This window comes from Leifsonia araucanica, from assembly GCF_051161895.1.
Lineage (GTDB): Bacteria > Actinomycetota > Actinomycetes > Actinomycetales > Microbacteriaceae > Leifsonia.
The window spans coordinates 3,487,289-3,506,995 of record NZ_JBMBTW010000002.1; the positions used below are offsets into that span (position 1 = coordinate 3,487,289).

Annotated in this window: 16 protein-coding genes; 4 read left to right on the top strand and 12 right to left on the bottom strand. The window is 69.0% G+C overall.

Annotated elements, in window-relative coordinates; translation table 11 throughout:
* Positions 1-3: 3 nt before the first annotated feature.
* The gene (locus tag ACN6M5_RS16865) at positions 4-666 is read right to left on the bottom strand and encodes a DUF4097 family beta strand repeat-containing protein (protein ID WP_434952427.1); all 663 of its coding nucleotides are present in this window, start codon (positions 664-666) and stop codon (positions 4-6) included.
* A 224-nt stretch (positions 667-890) separates the two neighbouring features.
* Between ACN6M5_RS16865 and ACN6M5_RS16870 the strand changes: the two genes are divergently transcribed.
* Positions 891-1,640 carry a GbsR/MarR family transcriptional regulator gene (locus tag ACN6M5_RS16870; RefSeq protein WP_434951613.1) on the top strand — a complete coding sequence of 250 codons (750 nt, stop codon included), beginning with the start codon at positions 891-893 and terminating at the stop codon, positions 1,638-1,640.
* 53 nt (positions 1,641-1,693) lie between these two features.
* On the opposite strand, the gene ACN6M5_RS16875 is transcribed toward ACN6M5_RS16870, so the two are convergent.
* From ACN6M5_RS16875 to ACN6M5_RS16915, 9 genes are all read right to left on the bottom strand, one after another.
* Entirely contained in the window at positions 1,694-3,604 is a 1,911-nt protein-coding gene (locus tag ACN6M5_RS16875; protein ID WP_434951615.1) for a glycoside hydrolase family 127 protein, read from the bottom strand.
* Positions 3,601-5,319 (bottom strand): amylo-alpha-1,6-glucosidase, encoded by a 1,719-nt coding sequence (locus ACN6M5_RS16880; RefSeq protein ID WP_434951617.1) that lies wholly within the window; start codon positions 5,317-5,319, stop codon positions 3,601-3,603. Before ACN6M5_RS16880 ends, ACN6M5_RS16875 begins: the two co-directional genes overlap by 4 nt.
* Positions 5,320-5,323: 4 nt before the next feature.
* Positions 5,324-6,142, bottom strand: coding sequence for a carbohydrate ABC transporter permease (locus ACN6M5_RS16885; protein WP_085368638.1), 819 nt, complete (start codon positions 6,140-6,142; stop codon positions 5,324-5,326).
* Positions 6,139-7,113 (bottom strand): carbohydrate ABC transporter permease, encoded by a 975-nt coding sequence (locus ACN6M5_RS16890; protein WP_434951619.1) that lies wholly within the window; start codon positions 7,111-7,113, stop codon positions 6,139-6,141. Before ACN6M5_RS16890 ends, ACN6M5_RS16885 begins: the two co-directional genes overlap by 4 nt.
* Positions 7,114-7,144: 31 nt before the next feature.
* On the bottom strand, positions 7,145-8,395 hold the full coding sequence (locus tag ACN6M5_RS16895) for a sugar ABC transporter substrate-binding protein (protein WP_085368636.1): 1,251 nt from the start codon (positions 8,393-8,395) through the stop codon (positions 7,145-7,147).
* A gap of 56 nt (positions 8,396-8,451) precedes the next feature.
* The gene (locus ACN6M5_RS16900; protein ID WP_434951621.1) at positions 8,452-9,480 is read right to left on the bottom strand and encodes a LacI family DNA-binding transcriptional regulator; all 1,029 of its coding nucleotides are present in this window, start codon (positions 9,478-9,480) and stop codon (positions 8,452-8,454) included.
* A 216-nt stretch (positions 9,481-9,696) separates the two neighbouring features.
* Complete coding sequence (locus ACN6M5_RS16905; protein WP_434951623.1) at positions 9,697-10,713, bottom strand: LacI family DNA-binding transcriptional regulator; 1,017 nt, start codon at positions 10,711-10,713, stop codon at positions 9,697-9,699.
* Between the two features lie 44 nt (positions 10,714-10,757).
* Positions 10,758-11,957, bottom strand: a complete 1,200-nt coding sequence (locus ACN6M5_RS16910) for an ROK family protein (protein ID WP_256921884.1) — start codon at positions 11,955-11,957, stop codon at positions 10,758-10,760.
* Between the two features lie 9 nt (positions 11,958-11,966).
* Positions 11,967-12,119 carry a hypothetical protein gene (locus ACN6M5_RS16915; protein ID WP_434951626.1) on the bottom strand — a complete coding sequence of 51 codons (153 nt, stop codon included), beginning with the start codon at positions 12,117-12,119 and terminating at the stop codon, positions 11,967-11,969.
* Positions 12,120-12,247: 128 nt separating this feature from the next.
* On the opposite strand from ACN6M5_RS16915, the gene ACN6M5_RS16920 reads away from it, so the two are divergent.
* The 3 genes from ACN6M5_RS16920 to ACN6M5_RS16930 all read left to right on the top strand — a co-directional run bounded on the left by ACN6M5_RS16920 (position 12,248) and on the right by ACN6M5_RS16930 (position 15,974).
* Positions 12,248-13,261 (top strand): ABC transporter permease, encoded by a 1,014-nt coding sequence (locus tag ACN6M5_RS16920; protein WP_247597285.1) that lies wholly within the window; start codon positions 12,248-12,250, stop codon positions 13,259-13,261.
* 11 nt (positions 13,262-13,272) lie between these two features.
* Entirely contained in the window at positions 13,273-14,205 is a 933-nt protein-coding gene (locus ACN6M5_RS16925; RefSeq protein WP_247597286.1) for a carbohydrate ABC transporter permease, read from the top strand.
* Positions 14,206-14,291: 86 nt separating this feature from the next.
* Positions 14,292-15,974, top strand: coding sequence for a type 2 periplasmic-binding domain-containing protein (locus ACN6M5_RS16930; protein WP_434951628.1), 1,683 nt, complete (start codon positions 14,292-14,294; stop codon positions 15,972-15,974).
* An 85-nt stretch (positions 15,975-16,059) separates the two neighbouring features.
* Here the strand turns inward: ACN6M5_RS16930 and ACN6M5_RS16935 are convergent, their stop codons facing one another.
* A complete protein-coding gene (locus ACN6M5_RS16935; protein ID WP_434951630.1) occupies positions 16,060-17,238 on the bottom strand; it encodes an ROK family protein in 1,179 nt (392 codons plus the stop codon).
* A gap of 2 nt (positions 17,239-17,240) precedes the next feature.
* On the bottom strand, positions 17,241-19,682 hold the full coding sequence (locus ACN6M5_RS16940; protein WP_434951632.1) for a glycosyl hydrolase family 95 catalytic domain-containing protein: 2,442 nt from the start codon (positions 19,680-19,682) through the stop codon (positions 17,241-17,243).
* Positions 19,683-19,707: the final 25 nt, after the last annotated feature.

Below are 19,707 nucleotides of genomic sequence, written 5' to 3' on the forward strand. Positions count from 1 at the left end.
GTGTCAGACGCTGTGCGCGTCGATGTCTCCGGATGCGGTGGTCGCGGTGATCAGCACCACCGGCTCGCCCGCGGCGTTCGTGAGCGTGTTGGTGATGCGGCCGGACGACGTGCCGGCGTCGAGCCCGGCCGCGATGCCCGCCGGCACTCCGACCGACAGGTCGCCGAACCGCGTGCTGACGACCACGGCGCCCTGCAGCGCTTCGCCGATCCGCACGGTGCCGCGGGCGGTCGCGACCTCGCCGGGGCCGGTGAGGCGGCCGATGGCGACGTCGCCGTCCAAGGCCGAGACGCGCACGGTGGCCGCTTCGTCGACCTTGACAGGGCCGGTGGACCTGTCGACGACGACCTCGCCGAAGCTGCCGGCTCCGCGCAACTCGGCGCTGCCGGTCGCCCGGATGCTCGATCCTGCCGGAAGCTGCACCGTCACCTCGACGGCACCGCTCGGGCCGAACAGTGCGTTGTCCTGCGGGGTGGCCACCCGCAGGACGCCGTTCTCGAACGCGACGGTCGTGCGCTCCGCGGCTTTCACGTCGCGGGACTTCGCCGCATCCACAGGGCGGACCTCGACGCGGGTGTCTGCGCGCTCCGCCGCGACGAAGCGAAGGTGCGCGGCGGGCACGTCGACGAGGGTGTCGATGGGAGAGGGGGTGGTGAAGGTCTGCATGGTGCTCAACTCCTGATGGCTAGATGGTGCTGGTGGATGTTTCCGATGCGCGAAACGCTACGTTGCGTTCATTAATCATGCAACAGTGATGTTGCAATAGATAAGAAAAAACCCTGGTTAAAGGGGCTATATCGTTGCACTCGATCAGAAAGTAACGCAAAACCACGTTGCACTGAAACCTCGGTGAACGCTACGCTGACCCCGACGATGAGAGGGAGGTCCGGATGGCGGCAGGCAGGCTCACGAGACAGGAGCGGCAGCAGATCGCCCTCGGGCTGGCCGACGATCTGCCGTACGCCGAGATCGCGCGCCGCATCGACCGGCCGACCTCCACCGTCACCCGCGAGGTGATGCGCAACGGCGGCCCCACCGCCTACCGGGCAGACCTCGCCCAGCGTGCGACGGAGCAACGCGCGCACAAACGCCGCGGCGCCGGCACCGACGCCGGCCAGACCGCGCAGCGCTCACCGCGCTCCGACGGACGGGACTCCCCGGCCATCCGGGAGTACGAGGACGCCTTCACGACGCTGTTCATGCAGTCCGGACTTCCGCGCGTGGCCGCCGGCGTCCTCACCAGCCTCTACACGACGGACGCGGGAAGCCTCACCGCGGCCGAGCTGGTCAGGCGTCTCGAGGTGAGCCCGGCATCCATCTCCAAAGCCATCGCGTTGCTGGAGGGTCAGGGCCTCGTCATCCGGGAACGGGGAGACGGCCGCAGGGAGCGCTACATCGCCGATGGCGACGTCTGGTACCAGTCGATGATCGCCGCCGCTCGCTCCAACGCGCAGATCGCCGAGACCGCGAGGGAGGGCGTCCGCCTTCTCGGCGCAGCCACGCCCGCCGGAACACGGCTCGAGAACATGGCGCGCTTCATGGACTTCGTCGGCGACAGCATCGCCCGCGCCGCCGAGCAGGCCCGCGGTCTCCTCGGTGCCAGCGGGGACGGGGATGCGCAGGGTCGCTCGGACGCGTAGCTCCGAAGAGGAACCTGGCCGCCACCGCCGATGACTTCGGTGGCGGCCAGGAGCTAGGCGCCCGCGAGGGGGATGAACACCCGCATGGTGCTCGGGCCGCGGTTGGCCCACTGGAAATAGGGGCGCAGTTCGACCACGGCTGCCGTGCGCGGGTCCGCGTGCGGCGCGGTCCCGTACGGCCAGCCGCCGGAGGCGGACGAGACGAGGTCGACGGGAGCCGCCGCCCCGGCGGGCGTCGCGGTGGGCGCGGTGTCGGAGCGGAGGCGCACCGCATCCACGTGGTCGCCGTCCGGGAGGTCGGTCGACTCGACGCAGAGCACGAGCGGGCCGCGCTCGACGGCCGCCGTGCCGCGCAGCGCGTCGATCCGCGGGTCAGGGTAGGTGAGGCGCGGCGTCATGGGGAAGTCGAGGAGCAGCGGCACTGCCGGATCGAAGACCCGGCGCACCCGCACGTAGCCGTCCTTCGGCAGCACCGGCTCGCCTCCCAGCGAGACGTCGGCGCCGGACGCCCACGACGGGATCCGCACGCTCAGCTCGATCCCCTCGGCAGCGTCCACGGTCACGGAGACCCGGCCGTCGAACGGGTAGCCGGGTGCGCGCACCTGGATGCGCACGGGCGACCCGGCGACGGACGTCTCGATGTCGATGTCGCCGAACTGGTGGAGCTGCACGCCGTCCGCCGACGCCGTTGCCACGTACGACGCGACGCTCGCCAGCGTGCGCGCAACGTTCGTCGGGCAGCACGAGACCTCGAACCACGGCGCGCGCAGGCTCGCCTCCGCGCGCTCGCTGAGCTGGTCCTCCGCAGGGACGGACCCGAGCTCGCGCTGATGCAGCGTGTTCGCGTAGTAGAACGCCCTGCCGTCCTCCCGTGGCGAGACGAGCACCGCGTTGAGCAGGGTACGCTCGATGACGTCCGCGTACGCAGCATCCCCGCTCTGCAGGAGCAGCCGCCAGCTGAGCATGACCGACCCGATCGCGGCGCAGGTCTCCGCGTACGCCCGATCCGGCGGCAGCTCGAAGTCGCTGCCGAACTCCTCGTTCTGGTGGTGCGAGCCGACGCCGCCGGTGAGGTAGGTCCTGCTCGCCACCGTGTGCGCCCACTGCCGCTTCACGGCGGCGAGCAGCGCGTCGTCGCCGAACTCGACCGCCACATCCACCGCCCCGGCCGCGAGGTACTCCGCGCGCACAGCGTGACCGCGCAGGGTGTCGGCGTCCCGCACCGGAACGTCGTCGAGGAAGTACTCGCTCGACTGGAAGAGCGTGGTCTTCAGGCGCTTGCGGCCCCTGCGCTCGATGAAGATGCGGGCGAGGTCGAGATAGCGCGGCTCGGAGAGCGCCCTGCCGAGTTCGGCGAGGGCGGGCTCGATCTCCGGATGCCCGCAGATCGCATCCCGGCCGTCCGGCCCGAACTCGCGGTAGACGTGGTCGGCGAGGCGGCGGGCGACGTCCACGATCAGGTCGTCGTGCCCGGTGCGCACGCGGGCGACCGCCGCCTGGAACAGGTGGCCGAAGCAGTACAGCTCGTGCCCCCATTCCAGGTCGGAGAACCGCGGGCGCTGCCCCTCCCTGCCGAACGAGGTGTGGAGGTAGCCGTCCGGCTCCTGCGCCGCCGCGACGCGTTCCACCAGCGAGCGGTACGTCTCCGCCAGTGCGGGATCCTGGGTGCGGCCGAGCTCCCACGCCATCGCCTCGAGCAGTTTGTAGACCTCGGAGTCCACGAACTCGATGCCGTCGTGGTGCTCGGCGACGGAGCCGTCCGCCGCCCTGTCGAAGTTCCCGATCCAGCCGATGCGCTCCATCCAGGTGAGGCAGTGGTCGATGACGGCCGAGGCGTTCAGCTCCTGCTTCTCCGCCCAGAATCCGCCGACGAAGCGCACCTCGTCCTGGCCGAGCGGCCGCAGAGCCGACCGGGACGGGCTGACCGGACCGCCGGTCCTGGTCGCGTCGAGAGTGTCGGTCATCGTTCTCCTAGAGAGTGGACGCGGCGGGCCGCGTCGAGCGTGAGGGTGAGGAAGCAGCTGGCCGTCCAGGTGTATGCGCGGTCGCGCAGACCGGCGCCGGTCACGGCGTCGAAGTTCTCGGCGAAGCCCGACCGTTCGCAGGCCGCGCGGAACCGGAGGCTCACCTGGTCGGCGAGGTCGGTGTGGCCCGCGCGCCGCAGACCGTCCTCGATGAGGAAGGTGGACGGCGCCCAGATCGGACCTCGCCAGTATCCGTCGCTCTCGTAGAGCGGCGACGTGACGGGCTCGGTGGCCGGGCCCCACTCGGTGAGGTGCGCCGCGATCGTCCCGGCCAGGGTGGAGGCGACCTCCGCGGGAAGGCGTTCGCCGAGCACGATGGGGAGCGCGTTGAGCAGGCTGGTCGCCGGTGCCGGTTCGCCGCTCAGCGCATCCAGGGCGAGGAAGCCGTCTCCGGTCCAGAGCCGGTCGAACAGGGCGGCCTCGATCGTCGCCGCCTCCGCCTCCCACTCGGGTTCGCTCAGCCCCAGCATCGCCGCAAGCTCCTGGAGTTCGTGCAGCTGCAGGAGCAGGAAGGCGGAGAGGTCGGGCGAGACGATCACCCGCGACCGGTCGAACGTCGTGGAGTTGTCCCAGCCGCTGTCGTTCCCGTGCTGGTAGTAGGGCAGTGGATGCGCGGGGGCGCGGCGGAAGTCCAGCCAGAAGCGCGTCCAGGCGGCCAGCCGCCGGTACACCTCGTGCAGTTCCGCGGCGGTGAACGGCCGGGACGACCGCGCGCGCAGCTGGGCGAACGCCCAGCCGTGGATCGGCGGCTTGACGAAGTTGTAGAGCACCTCGGAGTGCGTCAGCGAGTCCGGCAGGGCGCCGGACGCGTCCTGGTGGTCGAAGGGGAGGAGGAACTGGGCGAGCGCAGCATCCGGGTCGGCCTCCGCGAGCGCGATGGCGTTGAAGCAGTGGTCCCAGCTCCAGACCTTGTCCATCCAGTGCTTGGACATCAGGACGGCTTCCCGCCCGACGAACCCGGATGGCGCGACGGTGGCGGACCACATCACGTACGCGGCCTTGCGGACGGCGGCGTCGAGTTCGCCGTCGGCGCTCCCGGTGCCCCCGGCCAGGCGGCTCGCGTAGTCCTCGAACGCACGGGCCTGACTGGCGACGATGTCGTCGAAGTCGGCTGCGCCGTCGTAGGCGGCAGCCGCCGTGTCCAGCTCCTCGACCGCCAGCTCCCACGCCACGCCGGAATCGAGCGTGACCGACCGCTCTGCTCCTCCCACCGTTCCGGCGCCGACCACCGTCGCCTCGCCGGAGAGCACCGTGAACCGGTACCGCCGTCCGGACTCGTAGCTGGTGAGCACCACGGCGCCGTCCAGCGGATCGCGGAAGAGGTAGGCGCCGGTGAACGGGGTCAGCTCGCCGGACGCGACGAACCGCATCCCGAGACCGGTGCCCCGGAAGCGGATGGTGCTGCGCCCGTCGAAGACGGCATCGACGCGCCCGCCCTCCGCGACCCAGGAGAGGACCTCCGGCGCCATGACCAGACGCGGAGACAGGAGGGCGCCGCCCGCCTCGGGCATCAGGCGCAGGATGGGGTGCATCCCGGTCTGGTGCGTCACCAGGTGCACGTCCTCGGCGCGCTCGTGCAGGCCGACGATGCGGGAGAGGTCGATCCACGCGCCGCGCGTCGAGAAGGGGACCTCGTCGATGTCGAGGGGCGTCATCGCCTCAGTCCTTCACCGCGCCGGCGGTCACACCGGCGGCGACGTACTTCTGGGCGATCACGAGCAGCACGGCGGCCGGGATGGATGCGACGACCGCGGTCGCCATGATCGCGTTCCACTCCTGGTTGTTGTTGCCGATGTACTTGTAGATGCCGAGCGTGATCGTCTGCATCGTGCCGCCGCTGTTGAGCGTCGACGAGAAGATGAAGTCCGACCACGCCCACAGGAACGCGAACAGCGACACCGTGACCACGGAGTTGCGGCTCACCGGCAGCACGATGGAGCGGAAGGTCCGCCAGCTCCCTGCGCCGTCGATCTTGGCGGCGCTCATCAGCTCGTCGGGGATGCCGGACATGAACGCGGTGAAGATCAGCACGCCGAACGGCACGGCGAGGGTGGAGTCGGCGATGATCAGCCCCCAGAGCGTGTTGAGGATCCCGAGGTTGAGGTAGATGGCGTAGAAGCCCATCGCCATGATGATGCCGGGGATCATCTGCGCGATCAGCAGCACGAAGTTGAGCACTCCGCGGCCTCGCGGACGCAGCTTCGCGAGCGAGTACGCCGCGGGCGCCGAGATGGCGACGGTCAGGATCACCGTGCCGAGGCCGACGAGCAGGCTCGTGCCGAGGTAGGGGAGCTGCTGACTGATCACCGCCTGGTAGCCCTCGAACGTCGCGTGGATCGGGAACAGGTTCGGCGGGCTCTTCCGCATCTCGGTGGTGGGCGTGAGCGAGACGTTGATCATCCAGTAGACGGGGAAGAGCATGATCAGGGTCAGCACGACCCCGACGATCGTCTTCCACCATGGTCGCTTCCCGTTCATGCTGCGTCCTGCTTTCGCTGCGTGCGGATGTAGATGAGCCCGAAGATCAGTGCGATGACGATCAGGACGTTGCCGACGGCCGCCGCCGGGCTGAAGTCGGGCAGCGTGGATGCGAAGCCCAGCTGGTACGACCAGGTCGCGAACGTCGTCGACGACGTGCCCGGACCGCCGCGGGTCATGATCCAGATGATGTCGAACACCTTGAGGGTGTAGATCAGGCCGAGCAGGATCGTGATGGCCGACACCGGCTTCAGCAGCGGGAAGGTGACCCGCCAGAACTTCTGCCACCCGTTCGCGCCGTCGAGGGATGCGGCCTCGTAGAGGTCGGTCGGGATGTTCTGCAGGCCCGAGTAGATGATCACCAGGTTGAACGGGATGCCGATCCAGATGTTCGCGATGATCACGCTGGTGAGGGCCCAGTCCGGCGACGTCAGCCAGTTGACTCCGGAGAGCCCGAAGGCGTTGAGGGTGGCGTTCACCACGCCGGAGTCGCTGTTGAGCATCCAGGACCAGGTGGAGGCCGAGACGATCAGCGGGAGCAGCCACGGCACCAGGAACAGGGCGCGCAGCGTGGCCGACAGACGGAAGTTCTGGTAGAAGAACACCGCCAGCGCCATCCCGATCGTGAACTGGAAGACGATCGAGACGATGGTGAAGAGGGCGGTGTGCAGGAACGCCGGCCCGAAGGTCGGATCCTGGAACACCTTGACGTAGTTGTCGAACCCGACGAACGGAGCGCCGCCCTGGACGAAGGACCGGACGGTGTAGTCGCGGACGCTGAGCTCGATGTTGCGGTAGAGGGGGTAGGCGTAGAACACCGCCAGGTAGATCACTACCGGGGCGAGGAACGCCCAGGCGGCCCACTGCGTGGAGCGCCGGGAGCGCCGTCGAGACCGGGGTGGGGTGGCGACGGGCGCCACCCCACCGTGGTCTCCGACAGAACCGGGCGGCACTGTCTGGGTGGTTGTCATCGGTTGTACCTCAGGTGCGTTTCGGTTCGGATTACTTGGTGGCTGCCGCTGCGGCGGACTGGGCTGCCTTGAGTGCGGCCTCCGGAGTCTGGGCGCCGCTCAGCGCGTTCTGCACCGCACCCCAGAGCTGCTGGGAGATCTTCGGGTACTTGGTGCCGAGGTTGTCGCTGGTGCGACCCTTGGCGGCCGCGACCGCGTCGACCCACGGCTGCAGTTCCGGGTTGGCCGCGACCTGCTCCTTCTGCGCTGCCGAGGTCGGAGCGATGTAGGAGAGGGTCGTGTCCGTCTTGACGAAGTTCTTCGTGCTCGTCAGGCAGTCCGCGATCTTCTTGGAGGTGGCGTACCGGGCGGTGTCCTTCTGGACGGGGAGCGTCATGAACTCACCGCCGGTCGGTGCGGCCGCCGCGCCTCCGTCGATGCCGGGGACCGTGAGGATGCCGTAGTCGATACCGGCCTTCTTCACGTTGCCCAGCTGCCAGGTGCCGTTCTCGCCGAACGCGAAGTCACCGGTGGCGAACTCCTGCCAGCTGGTGGTCTGCGTGTTGTTGATGACCGAGTTGGGCGCGTAGCCCTTCTTGACCCAGTCCGTCCAGAGCGTGAGGGCCTGGACAGCCTTGTCGGAGTCGAGCTTCTTCAGGTCGGCGCCGGAACCCCAGAACCACGGCAGGAACTGGAAGCTGCCCTCCTCCGTGCCGATGGCCGAGAAGGTGATGCCCTTCTTGCCGGCGGCCGTGACCTTCGCGAGAGCGTCGGTGAGGCTGTTCCAGTCCTTGACGGTGCTGATGTCGACCCCCGCGGTCTTCAGCACCGCCTTGTTGTAGTAGAGGGCGAGGGTGTTCGCGCCGATCGGCACGCCGTACGTCTTCCCGTCCACGACGCCTGCGGCCAGGATGTTCTTCTGGATGTCGGACGTGTCCAGCTTGTTCTCGCCGGTGTCGGTCAGGATGCCGGCGTCGGCCAGGGTCGAGACGACGGGGTTGTCGACGAGCAGGAGGTCGGGGGAGTTGCCCTGCTGCCCGGCGAGCAGCGCCTTGTTGGTGAGGTCGCTGGTGTCGTATCCGGTGCGCTTGATCGTCACTCCGGCGTCGGTGCCGCACTGCTCGACGAGCTTGGTCCAGTCGGCCGAAGCGTCGAACTGCGGGTACGGGTCCCAGAACGTGTATGTCCCTCCGGCGCTGCTGCTCGAGCCGGAGCCCGAGCCGGAGCAGGCGGCCACGCCCGCGACGATCGCGGCGGCGACGACCGCAGCGCCGACGAGCCGGCTGGTCTTCTTGGTGATCACAGTATTCCTCCTTGAATCATGCATTTGCGGGTGGCCGACCGGGCTGCGCGAGACCGTCATCGGGTGCTCCCACGGTCGGTGATCTCCGGCGCGACGAATCTCGTCACCGCCGGTCCGGCGAGATCGGGGGAGGTGATCCGCCGGACGAGCTGCCGGACCGCTGAACGGCCCAGCTGATCGGGGGAGCTCTCGACCGCCGTGTACGGCAGCGAGAACGCCCTTCCGAAGTCTTGTGCGTACAGGCTGACGACCGAGAGGTCGTCCGGGACGCTGACGCCGCGCGCGGTGAGCACGGACGGGAGTGCGGCGATCGTGGCGTCGTTGTGGACGATCATCGCGGTGGCTGAGGGGCGCGCATCCAGGATCGCGTTGATGCTCCGGCCGATCTCCGGCTGCCTGGCCTCTCCGTAGTACGAGTGCATCTGCAGCCCGTATCGGGCGGCGCGCTCCTGGGCGGCGTCCCGGAATCGCCAGCCGTATGCGCCGCCGCGCTCGAAGACGTGGGTGGGAGGGGAGACGACGATGATCTCGCGGTGGCCGCGCGCGTGCAGGTGGTCGACCAGCATCCTGGCCGACTCGCCGAAGTCCAGGTCGAAGACGTCGAGCCCTTCCGTGCGCTTCGGGAGGCCGACCAGCGCGCCGGGCTGGCTCGCCTCGCGGAGCGTCTGGAGCCGCGGGTCGTCGTGGACGACGTCGAGGAGCACGACGCCGTCGACCATCCCGGAGCTGGTGACCCGGCGCAGGGCGGCGACGCTGTCCAGCTCGGTGACCAGCAGGATGTCGTAGCCCAACTCTCTGGCGGTGTCGGAGACGGGGAGGATGTACTCCAGCATCGCCGGGGCGAACTCGTCGGCGTGGAACTGGGTGAGCAGGCCGATGACCATCGTCTGAGAGGTGGCGAGGGCGCGTGCCCCGGCGTTGACGATGAAACCGAGGGCGTTGATGGCGTCGTCGATGCGCTGCCTGGTCTTCGGCGAGATCGAGCGCTTGCCGGACAGTGCGTAGGAGACGGTGCTCGTGGAGACCCCGGCGGCCCTGGCCACGTCGGTGATCGTGACAGCCATCGTTCGCCTCCTTCGCTTCATCGAGAAGTGGGTTCGTTCCGGGATGTGTCGAACCGCTTCGACGAAGATAACTCACAACGACGAGACGCACAAGTCGAACCGCTTCGATTCTGCGAAAAAGAGGTGCCCCGCGCCCCTCGGAGGCCTGGATCGAGGGGAGAGCGGCCCGATTCCGGGCTGATCACCGCGCTTTGTGAACCGGTTCGACTCGCAACGGCCGAGGCCACGGGATGCGCGTCAGGACAGCGCGCGTGTGCTCCCACGGTCGACGAATCCCGGCTCGATCAGCCGCACCTGCGGCTTCTCGGCCCGCTCAGGGTCGGCGATGCGCTCGATCAGCCGGGACACGGCCCACTCGCCCAGCGCTTCCGGCCGGGTGTCCACGGCGGTATACGGCAGCGAGAAGGCCGTGCCGAACTCCGCGGAGAACATCCCGACCACCGAGAGGTCGTCCGGCACCGTGAGGCCGCGGGCGTGCAGCAGCGACGGGAGCGCCGCGATCGTGGCGTCGTTGTGGACGATGAGGGCCGTCGCGTCGGTGTACGTGTCCAGCGCCGCGTGCATCGCCTCGCTGAGGGCGGGCTGCCTGGACTCGCCCTCGAGGATGTGCAGCTGGATGCCGTGGCGGGCTGCCCGTTCGGCCGCCGCATCCCGGAACCGCCAGGCGTACGACCCTCCGCGCTCGAACACGTGCCTGGGCGGCGTGACGAGCAGGATCGCGCGGTGCCCGAGGGCGGCGAGATGGTCGACGGCGCTGCGCGCAGCCTCCCCGAAGTCGAGGTCGACCGCGTCGAACCCGTCCGCGTTCTTCGCGTAGCCGATCAGGGCGGCCGGCTGCCTGGTCTGCCGGAGCGGGTCCAGCCGGGGGTCGTCGTACGTGACGTCGAGCAGCACGACGCCGTCGACCATCGCCGACGACGTGGTGCGCCTGATCGCCGCATCCACGTCGGGGTCGGTGACCATCAGCAGGTCGAAGCCGTGCGTCCGCGCCGTGGTCGAGACCGGGAGCACGTACTGCAGCATCGCCGGGGCGAACTCGTCCTCCTGGAACTGCAGGAACATCCCGAGCACGTTCGTCTGCGAGAGGGCGAGCGCCCGGGCCCCGGCGTTCGGGGTGAAGTCGAGCTCGACGATCGCCCGCTGGATGCGCTTCCGCGTCTCCTCGGAGATGGCGCGCTTGCCGGACAGCGCGTAGGAGACGGTGCTCGGCGTGACGCCTGCCACGCGCGCCACATCCCGGATCGTCGCCGCCATGCGCCCTCCCACTGTGTGACCTCAATCTTCACACAGCGGCCGCCTCAGTCGACAGCGGGCCCGGCGGAGACCGTGATCGCTTCGCGCAGGGCGGCGACCGCTGCCCCGCGCGCCCAGTCGGTGAAGGTGTGGCGCTGCACGACCAGGCGGCAGTTGGCCGCGGCGCCGAATGCGTGCGCGAGGAACTCTTCGCGGAAGCGACGCTCGTAGAGGTCGTAGTCCATGACCCCTTCTCCGGCGATCACGACGACCTCCGGCCCGAAGAGGTTCACGGTGGCCGCGAGGGCGGCGCCGATCGCCGTCCCTGCCCGCTCGAAGGCGTCGACCGCGCTGGGGTCGCCCTCGTGGGCGAGGCGGATCGCGTCGTCCAGGGTCAGCTCCGGCTCGTTGCGCGCGCTGCGCACGGCGTCCCGGATGGCGTTGGAGGACGCGACCGCTTCGACGCACCCTCGCCGGCCGCACACGCAGAGGGCATCCGACGACGCGAGGGGAAGGTGCCCGATCTCGCCCGCGACGCCGTGCGAGCCGACCACGACGTCGCCGTTCACGTAGATCCCGCATCCGATGCCGGCGCCGATCGTGACGATCGCGAACGAGTTCGCATCCCTGCCGACGCCGAACCAGTGCTCCGCCTTCGCGAGGGCACGCACGTCGTTCTCCACGGTGACGGGGAGCCCGAGCCTGGACGCGAGCTCGGTGCCGAGAGGGACGTGATTCCAGTTCAGCAGGGGTGAGTGCCTGACCGTCCCCGTCTCGGTGTCGATGTCGCCGGAGACCGAGACGCCGACCCCGCTGAGATGCTCGGCGTCGCTGCCGAGCTGCTCGATGAGGGACGACACCGAGCTCACGATCGCCGCGATGGCCGTCTCCGGGTCGTGGCTCTTCAGCCGTCGGCGCGTCGAGCCGACGACGTCGTTGCCGAGGTTGACGGTCACCGCGAAGATCTCCCCGGCGTTGACCTTGACGCCGATGGCGATCATCGAGCGCGGGACCACGCTCAGCGGGCGCACCGGCCGGCCGGGGAACGAGTGCTCGGCGTGTTCGCCGACGGTCACATAGCCGCTCTCGATGAGCGGGCTGACCGTCTTGGTCACCTTGGCTTGCGAGAGCCCGGTGAGCCGGCCGATGTCGAGCCGGCTGACCGGCCCGTGCGTGATGATCCTGGTGAAGATCTCGGCGGACTTCGCCGTGCCGAGAGACGGCCGGCGGCCGACGCTGGAGGGCATGACGATGTTGTCTGGCACACACCGAGGCTAACGCACCTGAACGATTTTGTTGCCGCCGTGTGTTAATCGATGAACATCCATGCCGCCCAGGATGCGCCGAACCGGCCAGTGCCCGGCCCGTGCGGCGAGCATCCGGAATAGATTATTGACAACGGCAAAAAAATAGGTTTTGCTGTACACGGATCCGAGCCGGCCGACCCGTCGGCAGGCACAACAGACCTATTGGAGTCTTCGATGACGAAGGTGAGAAACACCCGGGCGTGCGCCGCCGAACATCGCCGGCATCGCGAGCAGGAGAGGCGCCTCTCGTGACGGCCGCCCCGCCCGCGACGAGTGTGCGGCCCGCCTCGACGGCTCAGAAGCCGCCGTCGCCGGCGACGCCGCCCCGGAAAGTCGCATCCCGACGCAGAACCCTCGGGCAGCGCTGGCGGATCTCCCTGAGGAGGCACTGGCAGCTCTACCTTCTGACGGTGCTTCCCCTCGCGTACTTCATCATCTTCAAGTACGTGCCGATCTCCAACGCGATCATCGCCTTCAAGAACTACAGCCCCGTGCTCGGGGTCTGGGGAAGCCCGTGGGTCGGCTGGACGAACTTCCAGCTCATGCTGCAGAACCCGCAGTTCCCCACGCTGCTCACGAACACCCTCGCCCTCTCCGGCTACGCGGTGCTGGCCAGCTTCCCCATCCCGATCATCCTGGCGCTCGCGCTCAACGAGGTGCGGCACCGCTGGTTCCAGAAGACCGTGCAGCTGGTCACATACGCCCCGTACTTCATCTCGACGGTCGTCGTGGTCTCGATGATGATCCTGATCATGGCCCCGAGGCTCGGGATCCTGAGCGAGGTGTTCGGATTCTTCGGCATTCCGTCGCCCGACTTCCTCGGCGACCCCGACTACTTCCGGCACGTGTACGTGTGGTCGGACGTCTGGCAGACGGCCGGCTACTCCGCGGTCATCTACATGGCGGCGCTGTCGGGGATCGACCCGTCGCTCTACGAGGCGGCCAAGGTGGATGGCGCATCCAGGCTCCGGAAGATCTGGCACGTGGACATCCCCGGCATCATGCCGACCGCGATGATCGTGCTGATCCTGAGCGTCGGCAACATCATGTCGATCGGGTTCGAGAAGGCCTTCCTCCTGCAGAACCCGCTGAACCTCGGCCAGTCCGAGATCATCGCGACCTACGTGTACAAGCTGGGCATCCTCAACGCCGACTTCGGTACGGCGACCGCCGTCGGCCTCTTCAACTCGGTCGTCAACCTCGTGCTGCTCCTTGTCGTCAACTGGGTGGCACGTCGAGTGAGTGGGAGTGGACTGTGGTGACCATCGACCGTGTGACAGAACGCCGGAAGCCGGCAGGCACGACGCGCATCCCGAAGCCGCGCCGCATCAGGGAGTCGGCATCCGACCGCGCTCTGCTCGTGGTGATCTACCTCGGCCTGATCCTGGCGGCCCTGGTCGTGGTGCTCCCGCTGCTGTTCATCCTCGCCAGCTCGTTCTCCTCGCCGCACGCGGTCACGGCAGGCCAGGTGTTCCTCTGGCCGGTGGACTTCACGCTGAAGGGCTACCAGACCGTGCTCGCAGACCCGCAGGTGCTGCTGGGCTACGCGAACTCCCTCTTCTATATGGTCGCGGGCACCCTGATCAGCACGACGCTGACCGTCTGCATCGCCTGGCCGCTCTCCCGCCCCACCTTCATGGGCCGCAACGTGATCATGTCCATCCTGCTGTTCACCATGCTGTTCAGCGGCGGCCTGATCCCGACGTACATGGTGGTGCAGAACCTCGGGCTGCTCGACACCCGCTGGGCGCTGCTGCTCCCGCAGGCCGTCGCCGTCTGGCAGGTGATCATCGCGCGGACGTTCTTCCGCTCGGCGATCCCCGAGGAGCTGGTCGAAGCGGCCGAACTCGACGGCGCGAGCGAGTGGCGCTTCCTCTGGACGATGGTGCTTCCACTCTCCAAGCCGCTGATCGCGGTCATCGCCCTCATGTACGCGATCGGGCAGTGGAACGGCTACTTCGACGCCCTGCTCTACCTGAAGAGCTCCGATCTGTTCCCGCTCCAGCTCGTGCTGCGCAACATCCTGGTGCTCAACGCCACGAACGGGGGGACGAACGACCTCGCCGCCCAGGCGCAGAACCAGGATCTGGTCAACCTGCTCAAGTACGCGCTCATCGTCATCACGAGCGTTCCGGTGCTGATCATCTACCCGTTCGTCGCCCGCTACTTCAACAAAGGGGTGCTCATCGGCTCGGTCAAGGGCTGACCAGGCCGATCCGCCGCCCCGCTCTCTCCCCACCGCAACACCGCACGTCCCGTCACGCAACTCAGGTTCCAAAGGAGGAACGAACGATGATGTCCACCACAGGCAGTCGCGCCGGCCGGCGCAGACTCTCGGTAGCACTCACGGCCGCTGCCAGCGGCGTCGCACTGCTCGCACTCGCGGGCTGCACCCCCAGCTCGGCGTCCGCCGGCGACGACAAGATCGGCGGGACGGCGCACCTGAGCGTCTTCGCGCAGCAAGGCGCGGGGCAGGATCTCGCCACGAACGCCTTCACCAAGGAGGTCGCGAAGAAGTTCAACATCGACTTCACCTGGCAGACCACCACACAGGACTCGTCGGTCGCCCCGGAGAAGCGGCAGATCCTGATGGCGAGCGGCGACTACCCCGACGCCTTCCTCCTCATCCCGTGGGTGGACCAGTTCAACCAGGTCGACGTCGAGAAGCTCGCCCAGCAGGGTGTCGCCGTGCCGCTCAACGACCTCATCAAGCAGTACGCGCCCGACATCCAGAAGGTGCTGGACAGCAACGCGGACTACAAGGCGATGGCGACGTCTCCCGACGGCAAGATCTACGGCCTGCCGCAGCTGGCCGAGACCCAGCACATCCAGTACCCGTCGAAGCTGTGGATCAACACCGACTGGCTGAAGAAGCTGAACCTCTCGATGCCGAAGACCACGGAGGACATGAAGAAGGTCCTCGAAGCGTTCAAGGACGGCGATCCGAACGGCAACGGCGCGAAGGACGAGATCCCGCTCAGCGGCGACTCGCACGACACGCTGATCCCGTACTTCATGAACGCGTTCATCTACGACCCGCAGAACCCGGACAAGGGAATCCAGTCCACCACGGTGCTCAACAAGGGCAAGGTCGACATCCAGGCGAACAAGGACGGATGGCGCGATGGCCTGAAGTACATCAGGTCGCTGTGGCAGGCCGGTCTCATCGACAAGGGGGCGTTCACGCAGAACCCCGCAGCGCTCGCCCAGGAGGGCAACAACGCCGGACCGGTCGTACTGGGCAGCGCCAGCGCCCTTCACCCGTACATCTTCGTGAGCCCTGGTGCGAAGGACGGCAGGGACAAGCAGTACGACGCCGTGCCGCCGCTGACCGGGCCGGATGGCGCAGACTATGCGACATACGCCTTCGGCAGCACGCCCGGTGCGACGTTCCTGCTGACCAACAAGGCCTCGAAGAACGACCAGGTCGCCGCCATCAAGCTGGTGAACTACCTGTTCACCGAGAAGGGCCAGCTCGACGGCAACTTCGGTCCGGAGGGGAAGGGCTGGGCGAAGGCCGCCGCGAGCGACAAGGCGCTCGATCCGTCGGAGAAGCCGGCGTTCACCAACCTGCAGCTGTCCCAGGATGCGGCGAACGCCGTGCAGTGGGGCGCCCTGTCGACCTACAACCAGAACGCGGCGTTCCGCGGATCGCAGGCCGTGCCGACGGACATCTACGACACCTCGGGCTACGAGCGTCGCCTGTTCGATGCGACCCAGCTGTACAAGGGGCACGAGGACACGAGCCAGGTCTATCCCACCTGGCGGGTGTGGCCCGACCCGGCCAAGGCGACCCAGATCGCGACACAGCAGACCAACATCGACAACTACGTGACCCAGAACGCTCTCGCCTTCATCACGGGCTCGAAGAACATCGACACGGACTGGGACTCGTACGTGAAGGGCTTCGACGGCCTCGGGCTGAAGGACTACCTGAGCAGCCTGCAGACGGCGTACGACAAGTCCAAGAAGTAGTCAGCGCGACGGCGGGCGGGCACCTCGACGGGTGCCCGCCCGCCGGCGTCTCCGGATGCGTTCGGCCGGTCGGCCGGTCGGTCAGTCAGCCGGCCAGGGACCGGATGGCTGTCGCGGCGGCGCCCCTGGCCCAGTCCTCGAAGGTGTGCGGCCGGACGACGATGCGGCAGAGACCCGCCGAGGAGAAGACGTGCTCGTCGTAGGTCTGGCGCAGCGACGCCTCGAACAGGTCGAAGTGGGCCACCCCCTCCCCGCCGATGATGACGAGTTCGGGGCCGACCAGGTTCACCAGGCTGGCGATGGCCGCGCCGATGACGCTTCCCGCCTCGGCGAAGGCCCGCTCGGCCGCCTGGTCGCCCGCGCGGGCGAGAGCCACCGCATCCTGGATGGTCACAGCACGTCCGTGCGCGGACGAGACGGCAGCCTCGATCGCGCTGGTCGCTGCGACCGCCTCCACGCAGCCGCGGCGCCCGCACGCGCAGACGCGGTCGGGGGACGTGAGCGGCAGGTGCCCGATCTCACCGGCGACGCCGTACGCGCCCTCGACCACGTCGCCGTTCAGGTGGAGGCCGCTGCCGATGCCCCGTCCGATGGTGACGATCGCGAACGACCGCGTGCCGAGGCCGACGCCGAACCAGTGCTCCCCGACGGTGAGGGCGCTCACGTCGTTCTGGACGACGACGTCGACGGACAGGCGCTCCCGCAGCATCGCGCCGAACGGGACGGCCCGCCAGCCCATCAGCGTGGAGTCGCGCACCACACCGGTCGTCCTGTCGACGTCGCCGGACACCGCGACGCCCACCCGGGCCAGCCGGGACGCCAGTGCGCCGAGCCTCTTCTGCAGGCGATCGCACAGGTCGGCGACGGCGTCGGCGACTGCGGCAGGGTCGTGCGCGGCGAGCGGCAGGCGTTCGGAGGCGATGACCCGGGTGGTGAGGTCGGTGGCGACGCCGACGAGCTCGTCGACGTTCACCTTCACGCCGAGCGTCACGACCGCATCCGGCACGATCGCGACCGGGCTGACCGGACGGCCGGGCAACCCCGTCAGCTGCGGGTCGAGTGCGTCGCTGACGATCCCGGCGGCCACGAGAGGCGTGACCGCCTTCGTCACCGCGGCCTGGGACAGCCCCGTGAGCCTGGCGACCTCGATCCGGCTGATGGGGGAGCGGGTGAGGACGGCGGTGAAGACGCGCGTGGCCGCATCCGACGACGAACCGAGCAGCGCGACGCGTCTGCGCGTCTCGTCGTCCGTGGATTCGTGCACGCCTACCTCTGTCGTCGACCGGTCTCCATCTCCAAGCGTACGGGGAACTCGTCCACGGGATGCTGAACGGTGTGCTCCCCGCGGGCAGGAATCTGAACGTCGCGGTCGGTGGTCCCGTACCGGATGCGCACCGTCACCGGCTCCGACCGGGGGTTGCGCAGCACGGCGGTCACGAGGCGGCCGTCCGACCACTCCAGGTCGGCCGTGAGCCCGCCGCGGACGCCCAGGCCGGTGGCCCAGCCGTCCGTCCACGCCGTTGGCAGGGCGGGAAGCAGGTGCACGACGCCCGCGTGGGACTGCAGCAGCAGCTCCGCGATGGCAGCGGGGAAGCCGAGATTGCCGTCGATCTGGAACGGCGGATGCGTGCTGAACAGGTTCGGCAGGAGACCGCCCCACTCCGAGCCGTCGACCGGCCCGTGCCTGAGCGCATCGCCGTCGTACCGCGTGAGCGCCTGCTGCAGGAGTTCGTGCGCCGTCTCGCCGTCGCCCAGGCGGGCGCGGAGCGCGATCTTCCAGGCCCACGACCATCCCATCGCGCCGTCACCGCGGGCGTCGAGGAAGCGTCGCGCCGCGTCGGCGAGCGCCGGGGTGTTGTCGGGGGTGATCAGCTCGAGCGGGTAGAGGGCGACGAGCGCTGACAGGTGGCGGTGGGCGGGCTCGTGCTCTTCGACCTCCTCCGACCATTCGAGCAGTCGTCCGTCGCTGCCGATGCCGGGCTCGGGGATGACCGCGAGAGCCGCCTCGATCTCCGGGCGCAGCCGGTCGGTCAGTCCGAGCGTGTCCAGCGCGCGCAGTGAGCGCTGCAGGAGGGAGCGGATCAGTTCCGTGTCCATCGTCGCCGTGAGCCCGAGCGCGCGCGGCATGCCGTCGGCGTCCCGATACGAGTTCTCCGGAGAGGTGGAGGGGGCCAGGTACCCGACGCCGTCCGCATCCACCTGGAGCCAGTCGAGGCAGAATTCGGTCGCGCCCCGCATGAGCGGCCAGATCCGTTCGCGCAGGAGATCGTCGTCCGCGGTGAACTCGTAGATGTCCCAGAGCGAGTGGGTGAGCCAGACCCCGCCCATCATCCAGATCGCCCAGCTGGGAGCGCCGTGGCCCATCCCGACGGGGAGGCTCCAGCCCCAGAGGTCGCTGTTGTGGTGGGCCACCCAGCCGCGGCAGCCGTACAGCTCGCGCGCGACGTCGCGCCCGGTGAGCGCCAGCCGCTCGACGAGGGAGATCAGCGGTTCGGCGCAGGCCGTCACCGCGAGCGGTCCCGCTGCCCAGTAGTTCATCTGGGTGTTGATGTTGATCGTGTAGTTGGACGACCACGCCGGGCGCAGTTCGCCGTTCCAGATGCCTTGCAGGTTCGCGGCTGGTCCGCCAGCGCGCGACGACGACGTGAGGAGGTACCGGCCGTACTCGGCCGCGACGGTCGCCCTCAGCCGGTCGTCGCCCAGCAGGACGTCGGTGTCCACGTCCCAGAGTCCTTCGCGTCGTCCGCCGATCGCGAACCGCGCCGCCGCCGGATGACGGGGTTCGTCATCCGCGGCCGGGGCGCGACCGCCGGCGATGGCGCCGGTGGCTCTGTCCCGTGCGCGGTCCCGGATCGTCTCGGTGGAGACGGTCCGCCACTCGTCGTCCGCGCCGGCCCACCATGACTCAGCGCGGGTGGAGGACGAGAGGGCGATCAGCAGCGTGCGGGCGCCACGGACGACGAGACCGGGGTCCCCGTGCTCCGTCGTGCCGTCGCTCCACACGGAGACGGCCGCGGCGGCGAAGCCGTCGTAGCCTCCGTCCCCCTGCTCCGCGTAGCGCAGGGGAGGGTGGACGGACTGCTCGTGGAGCGGCGCACCGTCGATGGGGACCGCGACGTCGATGGTCAGCGTCTCGCCGGAGGACGTGCGCCCCAGCTCGCGCAGCGGCGTGGTGAGGGTCAGGCGCACCTCGGGGAGCGGCTCCGTTGCGGTGATCGACACCAGCAGTGTCCGGGCATCCACGCGGGAGACGCGCTCGACGCGGGCGCCTCCGACCTGCAGCGTCTCCGTGACGAGCCGCCGGTCGAGGTCCAGGATCCTTGCGGGCTCGCCCTCGACCTGCTGCGCGCCGGGGAGCTCGACGCCGAGATCGACGAACGGGAGGAACTCCTGGCTGTAGCGGCCCTCGAAGGTGAGCAGCAGCTCCTCCGCCCTGTCCAGGTCGCCGGCCGCCAGCGCGGCGCGCACCTCGGTCAGACGTTCCGGTCCTGCTCCCTGGGCGACCAGGCGGCGGAGTTCGTCCGCCGACGTCTCGGGGGTGCCGGACCAGACGGTCGCGTCGTTGACCTGGTAGCGGCCGCCTGCGCCGCCGAAGACCATCGCGCCGAGGAAGCCGTCTCCGAGGGGGAGTGCCTCCTCCCAGCGGGTCGCGGGGGCGTGCCAAGCGAGCCGGAGCGTCTGCTCGGGCGTCGCGTCGGAGATCGTCATCGGTCGTCCTTCCGGGGGTTGCACT